Consider the following 18,356-nt stretch of genomic DNA (forward strand, 5'->3'; position numbering starts at 1 on the left):
ATTATTAAACAAATGAGGAGAAAAAATGTCAATAGAACCATTATTTTTAGATTCCGTATTGCAAGAAAAACTCTGGGGTGGTGATCACCTTAAATCTTTTGGCTATGAATTACCATCTGATAAAATCGGTGAATACTGGGCAATTTCAGCTCATCCACATGGTGTTTCAACAATTAAAAATGGAAAATTCGCTGGACAAAAATTAGACAAGGTATTTGACCAACACCGTGAGCTTTTCGGCAATACGAAGGAAGAAGTATTTCCTCTCTTAACAAAAATTTTGGACGCCAATGACTGGCTTTCAGTGCAAGTTCATCCAAATGATGAATACGGTATGAAGCATGAAGGCGAGCTTGGTAAAACAGAATGTTGGTATATCATTTCAGCAGAAGAAGGTTCTGAGATTATTTATGGACATAATGCAAAATCACGTGAAGAACTTGCAGAAATGATTAATTCGGGAGACTGGGATCACTTACTACGCAAAGTTAAAGTCAAAGCAGGTGATTTCTTCCATGTACCTGCAGGAACAATGCATGCAATTGGTGCGGGCATTGTTATTCTGGAAACGCAACAATCAAGCGACACAACTTACCGTGTATATGATTTCGATCGTAAGGATGACCAAGGCAATCTTCGTGAATTACACATACAACAATCAATTGATGTGCTTCACATACCAGGGGATCAAACACCAGAAAATAAAGTCCAAGTTGTTAAAGAAGAAAATGCAGACTTAACAACTTTGGTAAAATCAGAGTTCTTTGACGTTTATAAATGGTCAATTCACGGTACACAAGACTTTGAAGCTACAGCAGACTATATGCTCGTGTCTATTCTTGAAGGAAAAGGACAACTTACGGTGGCTGATAAAACGTATGCATTATCGAAAGGCGACCACTTCATCCTCCCTACAGGGATTGAGCAATGGCAACTTTCAGGTAATATGGAAATTATTGCTAGCAATCCAGTAGCACATTAAGCATAAAAAAAGCACCTTCTTAAGGTGTTTTTTTTGTTTTAAAATTTATTGGTTTGGTCTTCAAATAAAGTGAGCCAAAAACGGCTCATTAAATTAATAGAATAGTATATAAAATTCAGTTTGACTTAAGATGATCTTGTTAACCTTTTATTAATCAAATAAAAAGGCCTTTGATGAAAGGAGAGTAAAACTTTAAAAAGGAAACTGCAAGTAAAGTGTGCTGGATGAAGTGCTTCAGCGTTAGATTAAGAAAAGGAAAATCTTATGGAGAAGAAATTGAAAAAAGTTATAATTATGAGTATCTCAGGTTTAACTTTATTATCGGCATCAATGCCATCAGCCGTTGGTATGTTTCAAGCGAGTAATGTGAATGTAGAGCAAGAACCAGATTCAGAAGCGTTGGAGTTCACCTTCCACGAGTATCTCTTTCTCGAACAGTATCTATCCCATAGAGCTTATGAATAAAAATAAAGAGCGTGCTTATTACGTCTTTATATTTGTGGTGAATTTCTCTGTCTTGCTTTTATTTTCTGAATGGATAACACTTAGAGAGATTTTTCTTCTCTTCTTTGTCTCTATTCTCATACATGCTTTGGCAATCTATCATGCTAAAAAGAGACAAAAACTTAGAGCATTACATCGTGCAAAAAATAAAGAGAAAACACAGAAAAGATTTTAGTAAAAAGGTAATATACAAGGTGAAATGAAGCAAGTGATATCAAGATAAGGAGCTGGTTTTTGTTTGAGTTTCTTTTTTACTCAAAAAATATAGACTTGTCCAAAAGAGCCAGAAGAAATTTGAAATCGCTCTCTTTTAAGAATATAATCAAATTATAAGAACAATTAGAAAAGAGGGATTGAATATGCGTTATACAAACGGAAATTATGAAGCTTTTGTTCGACCAAGAAAACCACAAGAGGCTGACAAGAAGTCTGCCTATATTGTCGGAGCAGGTCTTGCAGGACTGGCTGCGGCTGTCTTTCTGATCAGAGATGGCCAAGTCCCAGGGAGTCGTATTCATATTTTAGAAGAACTTTCTCTTTCCGGCGGCTCTTTAGACGGTTCGTTTATTCCACATGATGGCTTTGTGATTCGTGGAGGTCGTGAAATGGAAAACCATTTTGAGTGTCTTTGGGATCTTTTTCATTCTATTCCAAGTCTGGAAGTTGAAAATGCTTCAGTTTTAGATGAATTTTACTATTTAGATAAGGATGATCCTAACTCTTCTAATTGTCGTATTATTGCGAATCGTGGTGAACGTGTTGCTGATGATGGACAATTTACCTTAAGTCGACAAGCTCAAGATGAAATCGTGAAGCTTTTCATGGCACAGGAAGAAAGTTTGGTAGGCAAAAAAATTGAAGATGTTTTCAGTGAAGAATTTTTTGAATCAAACTTTTGGCTTTACTGGTGCTCAATGTTTGCTTTTGAAAAATGGCACTCAGCGATTGAAATGACTAATACTTAATATTATTTTTTGGAGAATTATAAAAAGTCCCATTCTACCTTAATTTCATCCCCCTTTAAAGTAATTTCTTTAATCAATGAACGTGTTATTTCTTTTTTCTTTTCATAACTCATATCAAAAAGACTCAGTCCTGTATCTCCAATTAAATTTGTGAATCTATCCATTTTACTTTCTTTGGTAGCATTATCTTTCAAGGAATTTAATTTATTAATATAAGTAGAGCGCTCACTTTCTAAAGTAGCTTTTTTTGTATCCAAAATATCTGATGAAATTGTACCATCAAGGTATAAATCAACAAGTCTACTTAATTTTTTATCGATTGCTGAAATTTTATCATTTATTATCTTTGTTTGATAGTCTTTATTTCCTCCATTATTATTTGAGGATAGAGGAGACAACGTACTTGGCGCTGCTTTATAATCCTCGATTTTTTGTAAAATATTATTTTCTAATTCCTCTAAGTCATAGGTAAGGGCAGGGCAACGATCATCTTGTTTTAGTTTTCCAATAGTGCTCTTGCATTGATAACGTCTCATTCTAGTATTATCTTTTCGGGTTTGACCAAATCTAAGCTCTAAAGTAGAATTGCAGTAGCCACAGCGTACAAGTCCAGACAAGAGATATTTTGATTGGAATGGACGAGGGTTATTATATTTTGAATAAGACATTTTTTGCCTTTTTTGAAGTTCGTCTTGTACCTCTTGCCACATTTCATAACTGACAATTTCTTTGTGATTACCTTTGTAGATTTCTCCCTTAAAATTATTGTATCCTGCATGGATTACATTTTCTAGTACTTGTCTTACTCTACTAAAGCTCCATTGTTTATCTTTACCGATATGCCCTTCTTCATTTAGAATTCTTTTTATTTTAGAGAGTGATTGACCAGATAGATAAGACTCGAAAATGTTACGAACTATTGGTGCTTGAATCTCATCTTGTACTAGCTCTCCGTCAATATATTTGTATCCGAAAGGAACGTTAGACCATGCGGATGTCTTACCAGATTTTATTCTACCCAATTTCCCCATTGTCATACGTTCTTTAATGTTTTCTCTTTCAAATTCATTGATTGCTGAGAGAATTGTTAAGAATAAACTTCCCATAGCAGAAGAAGTATCTATATTTTCATTAAGGGATACAAAGGCAATATTGTTTTTTGTAAAAACATCTTTCGTGAGGTACAAAGTATCTCTTACACTTCGAGAAAGTCTATCAAGTTTATAGACGAGTACTGCTTCAAATTTCTTTTCTCGAATGTCATTAATGAGTTGCTGCATTCCTGGTCTTTGGAGTTTAGCTCCAGAGAAACCAGCATCCTTATAAATTTTTGAAATTTTCCAGTCGTTTAATTCTGCATATTTTGTTAGCTTATCTATTTGTTGGTCTACGGAGTAACCTTCCTCAGCTTGATTTGTGGTACTTACTCGAGCATAAATTGCTACGTTCTTTATCATATTATCCTCCTTATATTAAAACCGCCGTCCTGTTGGATTTGGCGGTATTTTTATTTAGTCAAATTCTATATTATCAATACTTTCAGCAAAGTTATCTAAGACCTCAAGTTCACTCATTTGAGTAAGCCATTTTTCAACTTTCACTGGATGAGCGTCAGTTTTTTTAGTTGTCACTTTTTTATCGACTTTGTTATACATATTTTGGAGAGAAGCATTCCAATTCTTTTTAACTTCAGTCTCGATTTGAGACTCAGTTAAATAAATCTTATTATCCTCAGATTCAACCATACGTCTCATATAAACAGTCATCTTTTCAAAGAAATTACTTTTTGCGTTGCAATTTTCTTCTACATATTTTTTAAACTCTTCGAAATCCATATTAATCATCCTTCCAGTATTAATTAGACTATTTCTGGTGTAAACCAATCAACTACTTCGCCAACAATTTTAAAATGAGTGTATCCGTCATAGGCAAGTTCTTCAAAGTTGATTTCCCATTCTGGATATTTTTTGGCATTTTCCGACTTAACAACGATTCGATCATCATAGAAGTAAAGATATTTGATATAACTCTTACCGTCATAATCAAACGCATAAATATCTCCATCTATTTTACTATAGTTGTATTTTACTAATGCTATATCATTATCATGTATTGCTGGTTCCATAGAATCTCCATCAACAGGAAATCCTTCATCAAAGCATCTTAAGTCAGTACGGTCAGTATAGTAAGTAGCATATTCCCCTGTTTCGTCATAGCTGAATCCAAGACCTGCAGCAAGTGAAATATGTTCCTTAACTTTAACAGGGTGGAGTTCAAGAGGTTTATTTTCTTCTTTAGGTTTGATAACTTCTATTTTAATTCTGCGACGTTCTTTTGCTTTTTGTTCATCAAGCTGCATTTTAGAAAACTTCAATACATTTTCTTGCCGTTCTTCGGCAAGTTTTTTCATGTTTTCTATTGTTTTTTCTATAAGAGAAGAAGTAGGGATTACATCTTCTGAAAAATTTGTTTTCGGAAAAAAGTCATCAATTGCCACACCAAATACTTCTGATAGTTTAATCATTTGTGGCTTTTTAGGAGAACGTAATCCAACTTCATAATTGGATATTGTAGTTTTTCCTACTCCAATTTTTTTTGCTAACTCTTCTTGTTTGAGACCGTTAGACTTTCGATATTCTTTTATCTTAGCTCCAACATATTGGTTAATTTGTTCAATTTCCATAGTCTAATTATAAAGGAAAAAACCACGTTTTGCAAACTTTTTTACAAAAACCACGTTTTTTCTTGACAATCCACGAAAAGTGGATTATAATGAATTCATAAAGTTAAAACAGTGCAGCACAAAGCACTGTTTGACAAATAAAAAGCCCCAGTGGGGCGGAAAGGAGTATATATTAAATGATTAAACATTATATCACTAAGTATCGTGACGAAAAAGGGAACCGCAAAGCTGTTTCATGGATACAAGTAAATATTTTAGGTAAATGTATTTGCGTGTTCAAACGTGAAATTAGCATATAAAAAAAGAACCCCGAAGGGTTCTAGATGAAACTTTAACCTTTAGTAAAGGAAGTTCCAGAACAACGAGGGCATGGTGGTAAAGTATCAGTGGTATCGTCAAGCACAATGCTTTGGCCGCATGCAGTACAACGGTATGTTCCTTTACCAGGTTTTTCTCCAGTAGTGTAAGCCATGGTGATTTCTCCTCTCTATAAATATTAAGTAAATATATAGTGAATATTTACTCAAACTTATTATATCACAGAAGAATGACGTTGGTTACAAATTATTGTGAGTAGGGAAGACTGGCGAAGAGGTTCGATTCCTCGACTTCCCATACTGCGAAAGCAGAATATTTAAATTAAAGAAAGGGGTCGTTATGGCGGTAGAGAAAGAACTAATCGCCCTTCGTATTGAGAAAAATATTTCTCGTAAAGAAATGGCGGAGGTTATTGGTGTCACACCAGAAACATATCGTAAGAAGGAGCTTGGAGAAAATGATTGGTGGGGAACAGAGATGTTTCTTGTTGCTAATAAATTCAACAAACGGATTGATGATATTTTTTTAAACAAAAAGTCCACGAAAGGTGGTCTTGATAAAGCAAGTTAGAAAGGAACAATATGAACGAATTAATTACAGTAACACAAAATTCAAATAATGAGCAAGTTGTAAGTGCAAGAGAATTACATAACGGACTGGGAGTAAAAACACGGTTTAGCTTATGGGTTACTCAAAATTTTAAGATGTTTAAAGAGAATATTGATTTTAGCTCCGTAGTTACGACTACACAGCAAAATCAGTATGGCGGAGTCAAGGATGTTCAAGATTATGCCTTATCTGTTGAAATGGCTAAGCATATTGCTATGATGGCGGGAACAAGTAAAGGATTTGAATTCCGTGATTATTTTATCCAAGTAGAAAAAGCATGGAATAGTGAAGAAATGATTCTTATGCGTAGTCGTCAAATCTTAGAACGCAAGGTATTGAAGCTAGAAACTGAGAATGCTGAAATGAAGCCAAAAGCTATTTTTGCTGATAGCGTAGCAACTTCTCAAAGCTCCATTTTAGTTGGTCAGTTAGCTAAAATCATTTGTCAAAGTGGCTATGAAATAGGACAGAATCGTCTGTTTGCTTACCTTCGTGAAAATGGCTGGCTTGGTAGTCGAAAAGGCGAGGATTGGAATATGCCAACTCAGAAAGCCGTAAGGCAAGATTTACTTAATATTAAAGAAAGTATCCACGTTAATCCAGATGGCTCTACAAGAATTACCAAAACTCCTAAAGTAACAGGTAAAGGTCAAATCTACTTTGTAAATAAATTTTTAAAAGATGTCGCATAAAACAAAAAAGCCCACTGCGGGAACAGTGAGCCAATCTAATGAAGTAAGGATATTATACCACATGGACAAAAAAGAAAGCAAACCAGAAAGAAAATCGAAGCCTGTAAAAACAATGGGTAAGGGAGATACATTCAAATTTATCCATAAAATGGCTGACGGTACAATTATAGCCGATGAAGATTGGGCTCAAAGAAATATTGACCACCCAGACAATGGGCCTACAGCAAGAAAGTACTGGCAGATTGGTTTTGAAGATTATGTGGAGCGAGGGGTAATCTAGAAAGGACAATTCATGTATCTAATCGTAGAACGAGAAACTGGTGAGATACTTTGGGAGCTGTCAAATAAGAAAAATGTACTAAAACTTTGCTACAACGGAGTTTTTAGATATCAAAGAAAGGCTATATAAATGGCATATATTAATGATCAATCTGCATGGATAAAAAAGCAACGCATGGAAATGCAAGCGCTGATAATGGAAAATAGGAAGTTACGTAATGAAAATCGTAATCTAAAAATTGAATTATCATCACAAGAAGTTATTGCTGAAGAAGGTCGATTAAGTTCTCGATTTCATGGTTTCACGTCAATCGTTCAAGAAACGAGAGCATGATGGCAAAAGAAAATAAAAAAGTCCCTGGTTGCAGCCAAGGACGGGGTTAAAATCTTGCGTAAGATTATACCCCCAATTATAACACAAAACAATTGGAGGCAGTATGATTAAGCAACTAAAGCAAACTAATACTATTGACGAAGTGAATGAGTTATTAGACAGAGGATGGATTTTGATTTCAGAAAACAACGCGAGTTTCATATTGGGAGCAAATGAAGAAGTTTGGGAAAAAGAAAAAACAACCTAAAATGGTAAGTCGTCATCACTGATTTCCATATGATTATTACCAACAGATACATAGCTAGATGAATTACCAGAATGGTTTTTTTCTGGGGGATTAAGTATTTTATTTATTCGTATTGTATCTTGTCGATATCTTTCAGCATTCTCTAGCCTCCGAGCTAAAGAACGAGCAGATGATTCAATATTTAAGTTTCTTCGGTGCAACTCTAAATTAAAAGTTCGAAAAGTTGATTTATCAGCTCCGACAAAAAATAGAGTTTCAGAAGCAGCTATATAACCTAATCTATCATACCTATAATCGGAAGTTCCGATTTGGAGTAAAGCCCATCCGTTTTCGATGAGGAGGTTTACATTATCTAATTCGTCTTGTGTAAACTTTTCAATCTTATATATGTCTTTAAGTTCCAAAATTCCCCTCCTATCTCTCATCACTACGCCCTACAAGATAGTCTAGCGACACGTCAAAGAAGTCTGCTAGAGCTATTAATTGTGTTGTCTTAGCTTCTCTACGATTCAATTCGTATGATTGAACGGCTGATGGAGAAATACCTGTTTGTTCAGCAAGTTTTGGTTGGCTTAACCCAGCCTCTAACCGCAATGATTTCAAGCGTTCTGGAAAATTGTTCACAATAATTATACCTCAAAAATATTTTATTCTTGACACGTACGAAAGTACATGTTATAATCATTATACAACGTACGAAAGTACGCGAGTATAACAGAAAGGAAATAATGAATATCTCATTAAAAGAAGCTCGCGAGTTCAAAGGACTCACGCAAAAAGAAGTCGCAAAAAAAGTTGGTATTGCCGTTAGAAGCTACCAAAGTTATGAACTCGAGACAAGAGTTCCGAGTATTTATACTGCACAAAAAATAGCGATAGCGCTTGGTGTAGGAGCCAAAAATGTGCACAAGCTATTTCCTTTAGTATAACAAAAAACGCACAAATGTGCATATAGGAGAACGACAAATGGCTACAATTTTAGATAAACAAGGACTATACGGAAGAGTCCATATCTGGCAAGATGACGCACTAGACAGTACAGCATGGTCTAAGCTAAGAATACAATGGCGTAATCCAGAGGGGCGCTTAATCGTAGTAGATAGCGATTGCTTCAAACGTTTACCAATTGAACAATTAAGAGCAATATTCAATGAAGCTGTCGCTCTAATAGAATCGTCCGAATGGAGCGATGAACAAAATCGCTTATATATTGAAAAATTAGAACTTGAAATTTTAGAAAGAAAACGCAAGATTCAACTTGCAAAAATTGTACACAATATGGGAGAAACGGCATGATAATCTGTGATCAATTCACTACGACTGACGGAAGAATTGTTACAAAGTTTTTTACTAAAAATTTGTGGACAGTATCAACTAAAGATTTCACACGCCGATTCTATGATGAATTAGATTATTGGCGTTATATGACAAAATAAAAAGTCCCTGGTTGCAGCCAAGGACGGGGTTAAAATCTTGAGTAAGATTATACCCCAATTATAACACAAAACAATTGGAGGAAATAAAGAATGTTTAATTTTAATGAAGAATCAGTAATCAAAAAGGAAAGATTTGGGCGAGAATTTGTACAAATACCGCTTGTTTCTATGTCGAAAAATCAGCTTATATTTAACAAGTATTCTATAGAAACATTTGAATTAGGAAGTTATAAATATATTCAGTTTATGATTCAAAATGGGATGCTGGCTATGAAATTTTCAAACACCTCAACTATTAATAGTTATAAAATCACCAAATCTAAAAATAGCAGCAGTATAAATGTATCGGCTAAGAATATTGTTAATATTTTATCTGAAAAATACCTATCAAATTTTAAGAACGGAATTAAAGGTCGCTATTCTTTCAGATTGAAACAAGAATCACAGGATGTATTTTATATCGAAATAAGTAAGGGTGAATTTAAAATTATCGGAACTAGATAAAAATTCGGAGGAATAAAAAATGAGTTTACAACTAATACCAATGGACAGAGAAACTGGTGAAGTGCTTGAGTTTCGTCCATCAATGATTAAAGAACTAAGTAATGCTGATTTAACAGACCTTTTAGCCACCCTAAAATTAGCAGACAAGTTGAGAAAAGAAGGGGAAAAAGAAGCGAAAAAACGTCTTGACGAAGGACAACAATTCGCTCGCTTATCCTATGGAAAGCCTGCTCAACAGAAAACTCTAACAATGACCAATAAACAAAAATTCGATTTAGTAACTGCTCATGGTTGGGATTGTGTTGAGCCAATCGGATTACCAGCACTCATTAAAATGTTTGGAGAAAGTATCGAACAAGAGCTTGAACAATCTATTGTATATAAAGAGAAGAAAGCTCCTCTTAAGTGGGATGTATAGGTAATATTATGACAGAAAAAAATAGAACGTCATTTGAAGTCCTAAGCTCCGTAAATGTTGACGAAAATAAAAAGAAAAAAAATAATTTAGATTATTTATCATGGGCTTGGGCATGGATAGAGTTACATAAAGTATATCCAGATGCTACAAGTAAAGTCTATGAACGAGAAAACGGTGTGAATTACTGGACAGATGGTAAGACTGCTTGGGTCAAAGTTGGTGTAACCGTGGAAGGGCTAGAGCATATTGAATATCTTCCAGTTATGGATTTTAAAAACAAGTCTATTCCAGTTGATAATGTTACTAGCGTAGATGTAAATAAAGCAATTCAACGCGGTTTAACCAAAGCAATAGCAAGACATGGACTAGGATTATACATCTATGCAGGAGAGGACTTCCCAGAGGAAGAGGAGCTAACTCCACCTAAATTATATGTTGTTGGTAAGGCAAAAAAAGAATTTGATGAACCAAAATTAAGGGCAGTTGTCGAAAAAATGGTAGGTATCGCAGGGAATGACTATGGGGCTACTGTTGAAGAACAAGAAGAATGGTTATCTATGCCATTGGTTGAAGCCTTTAATGATATTGAAAATTATGTTGACGTAAAAAAAGGAGAAACAAATGATAAATAATGTTGTGTTGGTCGGACGTATTGTTCGTGATCCAGAATTAAGATATACGCCACAGAATACTGCAGTAGCAACTTTTACTTTAGCAGTAAATCGCCGTTTTAAAAATGCTCAAGGTGAACGTGAAGCAGATTTCATCAACTGTGTTATTTGGAGACAGCCCGCTGAAAACTTAGCAAATTGGGCAAAAAAAGGAACTTTAGTTGGTATTACTGGAGGCATCCAAGTGAGAAATTACGAGAACAAAGAAGGCCAGCGTGTTTATGTAACAGAAGTATTGGCTGATAACTTTCAAATGCTAGGAAGTAACTCAAATAAAACAGAAAAAGGGAAAACTAAATCTAACCAAGATAAAGATTCTTTTGCAGGTTCACCAATGGAAGTCTCAGATGACGATTTACCATTCTAACTAACAGACACTAGGCTTTGTGCAGGAAGGACATGTAAGTCGGGCGCTATGTACTCAGGGAGACCCAGCGCTAACCTATGAGAGAGGTAGTGATATGACTAGAATAAGTCAAGCGGACAGAATAATACGATATAGCCTATTTGGAGGATAAAATGGCAAGACCACTTAAACAAGGACTTGACTATTTCCCCCTTGATGTAAATTTTTTAAAAGATATCAAAGTTAGAAAAATAAAGCGAGCTTGTGGGCCTGCTACTGTTGAAGTACTACTTTGCCTGCTGGGTAATATTTACCGGGATACTGGTTATTACTTTGGGTGGGATGAAGATACGATGTTCTTAGTTGCTGACGAAGTTGGGGCGAAAGAGGGTCTAGTTGAAGAAATAGTAAATAAGGCTGTGCAAGTTGGATTTTTCGATAAAGATAAATTTGAAAAATATAAAATTCTCACTTCTAAAGGTATCCAAAATAGATATCGAGAAGCTGCAAAAAAAAGGAAAGAAATAGTTATTTCCGACATTTACTTAGTTAATGACGAGTTTACGGAGAAGAAACCCTCCAATAACTCAGATAATGAACACAATAACTCAGTAAATTCACATGATAATCAACAAAGTAAAGTAAAGAAAAGTAAAGTAAATAAGAGTAAAGAAAATAGTAGTAGTGGGTACTCTAATTTTGAGAAGCTTCGAAAATTTTATGAAGAAAATTTTGGAACGTTGAGTGGCCTTATCTACGACGACTTGAAATACTCTCTTTCAGATTACGGTTTTGAACTCACACTTGAAGCTATGAAAAGAGCTGTTAGGCAAAATAAGCCTTTTAGTACAGCAATGAATATACTTAGTTTTTGGGATAAAAAGGGAATCAAAACACTCAATGATGCAATGGCTGAGAGCGTTGCTTTTGAACGCAAAAAATCCAAGCCAGTAAATATAAAATCGCAACCTAGCGCAGGAAAGAAAGCTCCAGATTGGACAGACGAAGCGAAGCTAATCCGAGCGGGAATCGATACAACGGGTATGAGCCAAAACGAGATGTACTACCTTGCACGAGAGAAGGGACTGAACGATGGATGAAGAAATGGTTAGTTTTTCAGAAGTACTCAGGGATTACTACCTAGATCGTGCGGGGCGAGTGTGTTCTGGAGTAACTGTTGAGCATTATGAACGTTGGAAACAATTGCGGGAAAAGAACAATTTGCGGACAGATCCAGTTAAATTTATTTGTGATTTGACGAAATTGTCTCGTGATGAGGTAACAAATCGTTTGTTTGCATGGCATATGGAAATCAAAAATGGAAAAAAGGTGCGAGTTAATGATCACTTTGAGTTAATTCCAGCACCACCACTCAAAAATTAGAAAAGGGAAAAAATAAAATGGCTACAAAACAATTTAAAGTAAATGCAATGGATGTACTCGAAACAATCTTCTCAGGACTTATCAGTGATGTGATCGCTTCAAAAGGTGAAGAAGTACTTAAAGAACATATCGATTGTCTTGCAAAAAGTATTGAAGAACCCCTTAAAGCGGGCCTGCCTGCAGATAAAATTGCAGAAATTGCTTTTGTTTCAGGATTTGTTCATGGAGTCGCAGAAGTGATTGATTCTGAAAAGGACTCGGAAGAATGACATCATTCAGACCTATACCACTGATGAAGCTCTACAATATGGCCAAAAAAGCTAAGTATGATGGTTACGGCTATAAAATTGTTTACATTGATGCACGTAAAAAGTACAAACAAGAACTTGTTGAATACTACAAAGACATTCGCAAAGTTTTCAATAATGGTCAGCAAATGACTTGGTTACAACTCTATGATTTTCTTGATCGCAACTTGAAAGAAGTAGTTATCGTTCTGGAATAGTAAAAATTGCCACATCTCTTCCGTTTGTCGCGTTTAAAATTAGTTTGCAACAGATTATACCTGTACAAGCTAAAAAGCGAGAGAGCGGAAGATATTGGCATATAGGAGAACAGAAATGTTTGATAAAAGGTATATAAAACGAGGAGATGAAATAAACTTCTCTGGATATGGCTTGATGAAAGTCATTGATATCTCAAAAGACGATATTATCGTTGGAAAAAGTAAATTTGACAGAAAAGGAGCAAAGCTAAATTCCTTTAGAGTCAGCAAAATAAATGGACGTTTGTATGCAAAAGGTCCACTCCATAATGTTTATGGTTTATAGCAGTGGAAAGTAGGGAAAGCATGAAGGTAACAATTAATAAAAGTCAACTTAATGACAAAGAATATAATTTGGAGCTAGCAGCATCAGTTAAATTGGAATTAATTCAAAAAATGACTGAGGATTTCTCAGATTGGAATGATTGTACGCATGATGAATATAATACAGGCTATATGAATTGCCTAATTGATGTGATTCATACTTTGGCGAATCAAGAGGTTTAATCATGGAACATCAAAAATTAGAATTAATGATTGGACTATTTATTATAGCAATCGGGAGCTTTATCATGGGTGCATCTTGTGTTGCTATACAGCTAGATAAAGTAAAAAGGCAGCGTGATGAAGCTCGAAAACGAATTAGAGATTTGGAGAAATGCAATTGGAAGAATTAAAAGATATTAAACCAGTGGCAACTTTAGGCGGTGAACAGTTGTATAGCGCAGAGCAAATGAAACAAGCTTATATGTCTGGTGTCGACTATGGTTATGAAGCACGAGAAAGCCATGAAAGATTGTTAAATTTCGAGGGGACACATGATGAAGAAGTTTGAAGAAGAAGTAAAAAGACCAAGCAATGCAGGGATTGACCCATTTTCTAAACGTGATGTATCTTTTGAAAAATTGTCAAGTAAGTTTACCAAAGGCGCACAAACGCTAAAAGAGTGGAAAGAGTACGCTTTTAAGGCTGAGGATAGAATCCGAGAGTTAGAATCCCAGCTCGAAAAGCAGCAGCCAGAGATTCCAGAAGTTCCGCAGTTTGCTGCTGATTGGTATGAGGAGAATAAACACATGCTTGAAATTGCAATTTTTTCCATAAACGCAGATATATGCGTTAAATCAAGCAAGGTTAGATGTGACATTGAAGATTGGTTTGCTGATGCAGAAAATAAACCTATCGAAACTATTTTCGCTATGAAAAACGGCTACACAGTCGCCAAGGAGAAGCGCTACGAAGTGGTTTTCTTGGAAGATGACACCACTAGGCAGATTTTGATGGAAAATCACGCAGGATATCATTTTGTAGAGGAAGAAGATGAGAATTATGGCTATTGGAAACAGGATTTTACTGAACAGGAAATTAAAGATATTGATGAACGTTATTGGGCGTTTGCTGTACCTGTGGAGGATAATAATGAGATTTAGATTTTATAGCGCAATGTATGGAACTCTAAACAAGGAAATGCAGGGGAATAGCGCAGAATATGAATTTGAGAGTTTAGAAGAAGCTTCTGAATTTATGAAAAAAGGAGTAATACGTCAAGAAGATTTGGGAATGTCATTTATTCCAGTTGTTTGTGAGCAGATTGAGGTGGAAGAAGAATGAACCATTTAATCAGTATTCTTTTTGAAGCAATAGCGCAACTCGAGGAAAACTTAGACAGATATAAAAAGAATTATCATAAGTCGTATGACAATGCCATAGGACTTGCTGAATGGGGAATTGAATGGCGAAAAGAGCAAATCAAGGAAATCAGCGCTACACTCAACCCACAAATTCCAGAAAAATACGCGAGCATGAGCCGTGATGAAATTTTAGGAGGGATTGGACAGTGTGAAAAAACGGTGGACCGAAGATGAGGATGATTATCTAAAATACTTTGTGTTCAGTGGAGATTCAACACTAAAAGATGCAGCCGAACTATTAGGGAGAACTCCAGGCGCTGTCAGTGCAAGACTTACAGCGTTAAGAAAAATAGATCGGTCTGTTCAATATTTAAATAGACGTTGGACAGAAAAAGAAGATGATTACCTCAGAGATAATTATCTAAAATATGATGCAAAAATACTTGCTAAGAATTTAGGTAGGACAGTAGAAAGTGTAAAAAGTAGAAAAACTCAACTTAAATTATCTCTTGTTAGGCATATTACTAAGCATAAAGAAATAATTATTGCTTTGGCCAACAAGGGATATTACAGAAAAGAAATTGCTCAATTTTTAAACATTGACGAAAAATCCCTTGCAAATTTCTTGAGATTGAATAAAATACACTGCGATTATGTCCCTATGAATGAAAGAACAAAGGATTTGAAAAAGGTGATTACAAATGACAGCAAGAATAGAAAACGGAAAAATCAATGAACTCTTAGGCATTACAGAGTCATACAAAGCACCAGAAAAAATGATGTTGTCAATGCTTAATGAAAACTTGAAAGAGCATTTATTTTCAGAGTTTCTAAAGATTGAATCTGATCTATCTTACGAGTGGTTTCAAGGCTATTTTGAAGCGGAACACGCAGACAGAAAAGAGAAGAAGCAAGATTTCACGCCTGATTCTGTCAGTAAAATCGGAACATCAATCATTGGACATTCAGATAAATATTTTGAAGCAGCTGCAGGAACTGGTGGCATGGCCATTAATTTCTGGAATGAAAACAAAAAAACTTTCTTCGAACTTGAAGAACTTTCAGATCGAGCCATTCCATTCTTGCTTTTCAATCTAGCGATCAGAAATATTGAAGGGACCTTACTTCATGGAGATAGTTTGAGCGGAGAAATCAAAGCAAAATATCACCTAGAGAGAACTGAAAGTTTCAGTAGAATATCTGAAAGTAAAATCATTCAAAAGGCTGGTAAAACAAATGTTTTGATGAATCCACCATTTTCCGCAAGTTGGAATCAAAAAAATGATGAACGGTTTGAAGATTATGGATTAGCTCCTAAAACTAAAGCAGATTTCGCTTTCTTACTTCATGGATTTTCAAAATTATCAAATGGTGGAACAATGGCAATCGTTTTGCCACATGGTGTGCTCTTTAGAGGTGCAGCAGAAGGCAAAATAAGACAAAAATTGTTAGAAGAAGGGGCGATTGATTCAATTATTGGATTACCCGCTAATATTTTCTACGGTACAAGCATTCCAACCGTGATGATTGTCTTAAAGAAAAACAGAGCTTCTAAAGATGTGTATTTCATTGATGCATCAAAAGAATTCGAAAAACAAAAAGCTCAAAATTACATGAAAAATGAGCATATTGAAAAAATATTAGATGCCTATAAGAATCGGGAAGAGATTGAAAAATTTGCTCACTTAGCAAGTTTTGAAGAAATTAAGGAAAATGACTTCAACCTTAATATTCCTAGATTTGTAGATACTTTTGAGGAAGAAGAACCCATTACTCTCTATGAAGTAGCAAATGATTTAATTAATCTTGATAAAGAAATCGCTCAATCAGAAAATAAGCTTCTTGATATGCTTGCGGAACTCACTGGACCTGAGGAATTAATGCCAGGTTTAGAAGCGACAAAAGAATATCTAAGAGGTGGAAAGAAAGGACAGATGAGTTTATTTGACTAAGAAAAAACAAAAAGAAAGATTATTTGTAGATTGCTATGACGAGTGGATAGAAATATATAAAGTCGGGGATATTTCAGAGATCACTTTGAAGAAGTATCGGATAGCTTCTGAATTTTTAAGAAAAACATGTCCGAAATTATTCCTATCAGACTTTGACCGCACGCAATATCAAAAAATTCTTAATGAATATGCCAAAACTCATGAGAAATCAACAACTGGAGATTTTCATCACTTAGTAAAAGCATGTATAAAAGATTTATTCCATGACAGACAACTTGAAGTTGATCCAACTTATCGAGCAGTCATAAAAGGTAAAGCTCCATCTATAGACAAGAAAAAGAAGTTTTTACAAGTTGAAGAATTGCAAAAGTTGATGCATGCTCTTGATTTAAATAATGAGCTAGGTGTAGATTGGATGGTATTCATCATTGCCAAGACAGGAATCCGATTTGCGGAAGCCTTGGCCATTACACCAGAAGATTTTGACTGGACTGAAAATAAACTCTCCATTGATAAGACTTGGGATTATAAGTCTGGTCGAGGTGGCTTTAAATCTACAAAGACAAAAGGTTCAGTTAGAAAAATAACATTGGACTGGCAAACGATTGGTTTAGTTAAGCCGATACTTCAAGATTTACCACCAAATGAGCCTATTTTTATTCAAAAATTGGAAAATGGGTCCTATAAAAAATACTTTAATTCGACAATCAATAATTTCATGTCGAGAAAATGTAAAGAAGCAGGCATAACAGAAATTAGTTGCCATGGATTAAGACACACGCATGCATCAGTATTACTTTCTGCAGGCGTTTCAATTCACAGTATTTCAGCAAGATTAGGACATGCGGATGTTGGAGTGACTCAAGAAACCTATGCCCATGTCCTGGATGAATTACAGAAAAAAGACGATCAGAAAATGATTGCGACATTAATGCAAATTGCTTAGGAGGGATTGGACAGTATGAAAAAATGGTACTTGTCAACACCAATGAATGGTAAGACAGAAAAAGAAATTCAAGCTGCGCTACAGCGTGGGATTGATTGGGTAAAAGAAAGAGGAGATGAATACCATTCTCCTTATAATCCAGATAACGCAGCATTTAACGAAAAGAATGAAGTTCATGACTCTAAACCTATTGCAATGTTAGCGAAAGCTATTGAGCCAATGGATGAGTGCACAGGAGTTTTATTTATCGGCGACCTTTGCGATTTATATGCAAGCCGAGGCTGCTCAATTGAGTCTTTAATTTCAAGAAATTATGGAATGGAGCGAGAAAAAATTGATTAAACAAAAAACAAAGCTGCAAATCATGCGTGAGAAGAAGGGGCTGACTGCTGATGAGTTAGCGTGTTTAGTTTTATATGATTGGTTAGATGACAGCTATTTAGGAGCTGTTAAAAGAACGATTAGGCATACAGAATTAGGGGTACAGTTTTTAGTTGCTACTAAGTGGCAAAAAGGGCTTGCAGAACATATTGCTAAAGCCCTCGGATGTTCGGTAGATGAATTGGTGGAGGAGTGAAGATGGAAGTAAAATGCCCAAACTGTTTTTATGAAACAGAAAGTTGGAATGATTTTGTATCAATAAATAATGTTTTAGAGTGTCCAGAATGTGAAGAGTACTTTATCTTAGAAGCTCTAACACTTAAGCAGAATCAACAAGACCGTTTGAATTGGGATACTTTAGCAAATTCTTTGGAAAATAAAGTATTTAGAATAAAAGGTCTTGAAAAGAAACTTGCCACTGCTGTAAAAGCTTTGGAAAAGTTAAATACTAGGGCTAATAATGGAGATGACGTGTTTTGGAATGCTGATATTTTAAATATTACCGAGCAAGCACTCGCAGAAATCGGAGGGGAA

The 18,356-nt window shown here is 35.2% G+C and carries 36 protein-coding genes and 2 pseudogenes; 32 read left to right on the forward strand and 6 right to left on the reverse strand.

Translation table 11 applies throughout. The features are described 5' to 3' along the window. Window positions 1-25 precede the first annotated feature (25 nt). The 4 genes and pseudogenes from manA to LACDD01_RS00615 form a co-directional block, all read left to right on the forward strand. The gene (manA, locus tag LACDD01_RS00600; RefSeq protein WP_019335467.1) at window positions 26-982 is read left to right on the forward strand and encodes a mannose-6-phosphate isomerase, class I; all 957 of its coding nucleotides are present in this window, start codon (window positions 26-28) and stop codon (window positions 980-982) included. Between the two features lie 264 nt (window positions 983-1,246). Beyond that, window positions 1,247-1,447, forward strand: coding sequence for a hypothetical protein (locus tag LACDD01_RS00605; RefSeq protein ID WP_061412604.1), 201 nt, complete (start codon window positions 1,247-1,249; stop codon window positions 1,445-1,447). Beyond that, complete coding sequence (locus LACDD01_RS00610) at window positions 1,440-1,661, forward strand: hypothetical protein (RefSeq protein ID WP_061412607.1); 222 nt, start codon at window positions 1,440-1,442, stop codon at window positions 1,659-1,661. Before LACDD01_RS00605 ends, LACDD01_RS00610 begins: the two co-directional genes overlap by 8 nt. 184 nt (window positions 1,662-1,845) lie before the next feature. Continuing rightward, window positions 1,846-2,439, forward strand: a pseudogene (locus LACDD01_RS00615) (oleate hydratase); the annotation flags it as partial. A 29-nt stretch (window positions 2,440-2,468) separates the two neighbouring features. On the opposite strand, the gene LACDD01_RS00620 reads toward LACDD01_RS00615, so the two are convergent. The 4 genes from LACDD01_RS00620 to LACDD01_RS12595 form a co-directional block, all read right to left on the reverse strand. Beyond that, a complete protein-coding gene (locus tag LACDD01_RS00620) occupies window positions 2,469-3,908 on the reverse strand; it encodes a recombinase family protein (RefSeq protein ID WP_061412610.1) in 1,440 nt (479 codons plus the stop codon). Between the two features lie 54 nt (window positions 3,909-3,962). After that, window positions 3,963-4,286, reverse strand: a complete 324-nt coding sequence (locus tag LACDD01_RS00625) for a hypothetical protein (RefSeq protein ID WP_061412613.1) — start codon at window positions 4,284-4,286, stop codon at window positions 3,963-3,965. Window positions 4,287-4,309: 23 nt separating this feature from the next. Then, complete coding sequence (locus tag LACDD01_RS00630) at window positions 4,310-5,134, reverse strand: helix-turn-helix domain-containing protein (RefSeq protein WP_061412616.1); 825 nt, start codon at window positions 5,132-5,134, stop codon at window positions 4,310-4,312. A 331-nt stretch (window positions 5,135-5,465) separates the two neighbouring features. Further along, window positions 5,466-5,606 carry a zinc ribbon-containing protein gene (locus tag LACDD01_RS12595; protein WP_061412618.1) on the reverse strand — a complete coding sequence of 47 codons (141 nt, stop codon included), beginning with the start codon at window positions 5,604-5,606 and terminating at the stop codon, window positions 5,466-5,468. 185 nt (window positions 5,607-5,791) lie between these two features. Here LACDD01_RS12595 and LACDD01_RS00640 point away from each other — a divergent pair, with 185 nt between their 5' ends. From LACDD01_RS00640 to LACDD01_RS11755, 5 genes are all read left to right on the forward strand, one after another. Further along, window positions 5,792-6,022 (forward strand): helix-turn-helix transcriptional regulator, encoded by a 231-nt coding sequence (locus LACDD01_RS00640; protein ID WP_061412621.1) that lies wholly within the window; start codon window positions 5,792-5,794, stop codon window positions 6,020-6,022. An 11-nt stretch (window positions 6,023-6,033) separates the two neighbouring features. After that, window positions 6,034-6,753 (forward strand): phage antirepressor KilAC domain-containing protein, encoded by a 720-nt coding sequence (locus LACDD01_RS00645; protein ID WP_061412624.1) that lies wholly within the window; start codon window positions 6,034-6,036, stop codon window positions 6,751-6,753. 61 nt (window positions 6,754-6,814) lie between these two features. Further along, window positions 6,815-7,033 carry a hypothetical protein gene (locus tag LACDD01_RS00650; RefSeq protein ID WP_061412627.1) on the forward strand — a complete coding sequence of 73 codons (219 nt, stop codon included), beginning with the start codon at window positions 6,815-6,817 and terminating at the stop codon, window positions 7,031-7,033. A 129-nt stretch (window positions 7,034-7,162) separates the two neighbouring features. Beyond that, window positions 7,163-7,366 carry a hypothetical protein gene (locus LACDD01_RS00655; protein WP_061412629.1) on the forward strand — a complete coding sequence of 68 codons (204 nt, stop codon included), beginning with the start codon at window positions 7,163-7,165 and terminating at the stop codon, window positions 7,364-7,366. 103 nt (window positions 7,367-7,469) lie between these two features. Beyond that, a complete protein-coding gene (locus tag LACDD01_RS11755; protein ID WP_156468479.1) occupies window positions 7,470-7,613 on the forward strand; it encodes a hypothetical protein in 144 nt (47 codons plus the stop codon). Here LACDD01_RS11755 and LACDD01_RS00660 read toward each other — a convergent pair. Together LACDD01_RS00660 and LACDD01_RS00665 are read right to left on the reverse strand one after the other, a co-directional pair. Beyond that, on the reverse strand, window positions 7,610-8,017 hold the full coding sequence (locus LACDD01_RS00660; RefSeq protein ID WP_061412632.1) for a hypothetical protein: 408 nt from the start codon (window positions 8,015-8,017) through the stop codon (window positions 7,610-7,612). The two genes, LACDD01_RS11755 and LACDD01_RS00660, sit on opposite strands and share 4 nt — an antisense overlap. A 10-nt stretch (window positions 8,018-8,027) precedes the next feature. Beyond that, the gene (locus LACDD01_RS00665; protein WP_061412635.1) at window positions 8,028-8,237 is read right to left on the reverse strand and encodes a helix-turn-helix domain-containing protein; all 210 of its coding nucleotides are present in this window, start codon (window positions 8,235-8,237) and stop codon (window positions 8,028-8,030) included. A 104-nt stretch (window positions 8,238-8,341) separates the two neighbouring features. Between LACDD01_RS00665 and LACDD01_RS00670 the strand changes: the two genes are divergently transcribed. The 23 genes and pseudogenes from LACDD01_RS00670 to LACDD01_RS11950 all read left to right on the forward strand — a co-directional run. After that, window positions 8,342-8,542 (forward strand): helix-turn-helix transcriptional regulator, encoded by a 201-nt coding sequence (locus tag LACDD01_RS00670; RefSeq protein WP_061412638.1) that lies wholly within the window; start codon window positions 8,342-8,344, stop codon window positions 8,540-8,542. Between the two features lie 37 nt (window positions 8,543-8,579). Then, the gene (locus tag LACDD01_RS00675; RefSeq protein ID WP_061412641.1) at window positions 8,580-8,909 is read left to right on the forward strand and encodes a hypothetical protein; all 330 of its coding nucleotides are present in this window, start codon (window positions 8,580-8,582) and stop codon (window positions 8,907-8,909) included. Between the two features lie 230 nt (window positions 8,910-9,139). Beyond that, window positions 9,140-9,553 carry a hypothetical protein gene (locus LACDD01_RS00680; protein WP_061412644.1) on the forward strand — a complete coding sequence of 138 codons (414 nt, stop codon included), beginning with the start codon at window positions 9,140-9,142 and terminating at the stop codon, window positions 9,551-9,553. 19 nt (window positions 9,554-9,572) lie between these two features. Further along, the gene (locus tag LACDD01_RS00685) at window positions 9,573-9,971 is read left to right on the forward strand and encodes a hypothetical protein (RefSeq protein ID WP_061412647.1); all 399 of its coding nucleotides are present in this window, start codon (window positions 9,573-9,575) and stop codon (window positions 9,969-9,971) included. An 8-nt stretch (window positions 9,972-9,979) separates the two neighbouring features. Continuing rightward, window positions 9,980-10,603, forward strand: a complete 624-nt coding sequence (locus tag LACDD01_RS00690; protein WP_061412650.1) for a Sak single strand annealing protein — start codon at window positions 9,980-9,982, stop codon at window positions 10,601-10,603. Next, the gene (ssb, locus tag LACDD01_RS00695; protein ID WP_061412653.1) at window positions 10,593-11,009 is read left to right on the forward strand and encodes a single-stranded DNA-binding protein; all 417 of its coding nucleotides are present in this window, start codon (window positions 10,593-10,595) and stop codon (window positions 11,007-11,009) included. Before LACDD01_RS00690 ends, ssb begins: the two co-directional genes overlap by 11 nt. Window positions 11,010-11,149: 140 nt before the next feature. Further along, window positions 11,150-12,088, forward strand: a complete 939-nt coding sequence (locus tag LACDD01_RS00700) for a Lin1244/Lin1753 domain-containing protein (RefSeq protein WP_231863329.1) — start codon at window positions 11,150-11,152, stop codon at window positions 12,086-12,088. Continuing rightward, window positions 12,081-12,371, forward strand: coding sequence for a hypothetical protein (locus LACDD01_RS00705; protein WP_019335524.1), 291 nt, complete (start codon window positions 12,081-12,083; stop codon window positions 12,369-12,371). The genes LACDD01_RS00700 and LACDD01_RS00705 overlap by 8 nt, the downstream gene beginning before the upstream one ends. Window positions 12,372-12,388: 17 nt before the next feature. Beyond that, window positions 12,389-12,640, forward strand: coding sequence for a hypothetical protein (locus tag LACDD01_RS00710; protein WP_061412659.1), 252 nt, complete (start codon window positions 12,389-12,391; stop codon window positions 12,638-12,640). Continuing rightward, window positions 12,637-12,876 carry a DUF1031 family protein gene (locus LACDD01_RS00715; RefSeq protein WP_061412662.1) on the forward strand — a complete coding sequence of 80 codons (240 nt, stop codon included), beginning with the start codon at window positions 12,637-12,639 and terminating at the stop codon, window positions 12,874-12,876. The genes LACDD01_RS00710 and LACDD01_RS00715 overlap by 4 nt, the downstream gene beginning before the upstream one ends. A gap of 115 nt (window positions 12,877-12,991) precedes the next feature. Then, window positions 12,992-13,201: a hypothetical protein gene (locus LACDD01_RS00720; RefSeq protein WP_061412665.1), complete on the forward strand. Its 210-nt coding sequence runs from the start codon at window positions 12,992-12,994 to the stop codon at window positions 13,199-13,201. Between the two features lie 20 nt (window positions 13,202-13,221). Then, window positions 13,222-13,422 carry a hypothetical protein gene (locus LACDD01_RS00725; protein ID WP_061412668.1) on the forward strand — a complete coding sequence of 67 codons (201 nt, stop codon included), beginning with the start codon at window positions 13,222-13,224 and terminating at the stop codon, window positions 13,420-13,422. Window positions 13,423-13,424: 2 nt separating this feature from the next. Continuing rightward, a complete protein-coding gene (locus LACDD01_RS11945) occupies window positions 13,425-13,592 on the forward strand; it encodes a DUF948 domain-containing protein (protein ID WP_197458017.1) in 168 nt (55 codons plus the stop codon). Continuing rightward, window positions 13,574-13,750 (forward strand): hypothetical protein, encoded by a 177-nt coding sequence (locus tag LACDD01_RS11760; protein WP_156468481.1) that lies wholly within the window; start codon window positions 13,574-13,576, stop codon window positions 13,748-13,750. The genes LACDD01_RS11945 and LACDD01_RS11760 overlap by 19 nt, the downstream gene beginning before the upstream one ends. Then, window positions 13,737-14,342, forward strand: a complete 606-nt coding sequence (locus LACDD01_RS00730; protein ID WP_061412671.1) for a DUF1642 domain-containing protein — start codon at window positions 13,737-13,739, stop codon at window positions 14,340-14,342. Before LACDD01_RS11760 ends, LACDD01_RS00730 begins: the two co-directional genes overlap by 14 nt. After that, window positions 14,332-14,523: a hypothetical protein gene (locus tag LACDD01_RS00735; protein WP_061412674.1), complete on the forward strand. Its 192-nt coding sequence runs from the start codon at window positions 14,332-14,334 to the stop codon at window positions 14,521-14,523. The genes LACDD01_RS00730 and LACDD01_RS00735 overlap by 11 nt, the downstream gene beginning before the upstream one ends. Beyond that, the gene (locus tag LACDD01_RS00740) at window positions 14,520-14,777 is read left to right on the forward strand and encodes a hypothetical protein (RefSeq protein ID WP_061412677.1); all 258 of its coding nucleotides are present in this window, start codon (window positions 14,520-14,522) and stop codon (window positions 14,775-14,777) included. The genes LACDD01_RS00735 and LACDD01_RS00740 overlap by 4 nt, the downstream gene beginning before the upstream one ends. Further along, on the forward strand, window positions 14,752-15,279 hold the full coding sequence (locus LACDD01_RS00745) for a hypothetical protein (protein WP_061412680.1): 528 nt from the start codon (window positions 14,752-14,754) through the stop codon (window positions 15,277-15,279). Before LACDD01_RS00740 ends, LACDD01_RS00745 begins: the two co-directional genes overlap by 26 nt. After that, on the forward strand, window positions 15,245-16,495 hold the full coding sequence (locus LACDD01_RS00750; RefSeq protein ID WP_061412683.1) for an N-6 DNA methylase: 1,251 nt from the start codon (window positions 15,245-15,247) through the stop codon (window positions 16,493-16,495). The genes LACDD01_RS00745 and LACDD01_RS00750 overlap by 35 nt, the downstream gene beginning before the upstream one ends. Then, complete coding sequence (locus tag LACDD01_RS00755; RefSeq protein ID WP_061412686.1) at window positions 16,488-17,441, forward strand: site-specific integrase; 954 nt, start codon at window positions 16,488-16,490, stop codon at window positions 17,439-17,441. The genes LACDD01_RS00750 and LACDD01_RS00755 overlap by 8 nt, the downstream gene beginning before the upstream one ends. Before the next feature lie 15 nt (window positions 17,442-17,456). Then, complete coding sequence (locus LACDD01_RS00760; protein ID WP_061412689.1) at window positions 17,457-17,783, forward strand: hypothetical protein; 327 nt, start codon at window positions 17,457-17,459, stop codon at window positions 17,781-17,783. Further along, complete coding sequence (locus LACDD01_RS00765) at window positions 17,776-18,018, forward strand: hypothetical protein (RefSeq protein ID WP_061412691.1); 243 nt, start codon at window positions 17,776-17,778, stop codon at window positions 18,016-18,018. Before LACDD01_RS00760 ends, LACDD01_RS00765 begins: the two co-directional genes overlap by 8 nt. Window positions 18,019-18,020: 2 nt before the next feature. Continuing rightward, window positions 18,021-18,356, forward strand: a pseudogene (locus LACDD01_RS11950) (hypothetical protein); the annotation flags it as partial.

Source organism: Lactococcus sp. DD01 (genome assembly GCF_001578715.1).
Taxonomy (GTDB): domain Bacteria; phylum Bacillota; class Bacilli; order Lactobacillales; family Streptococcaceae; genus Lactococcus; species Lactococcus petauri.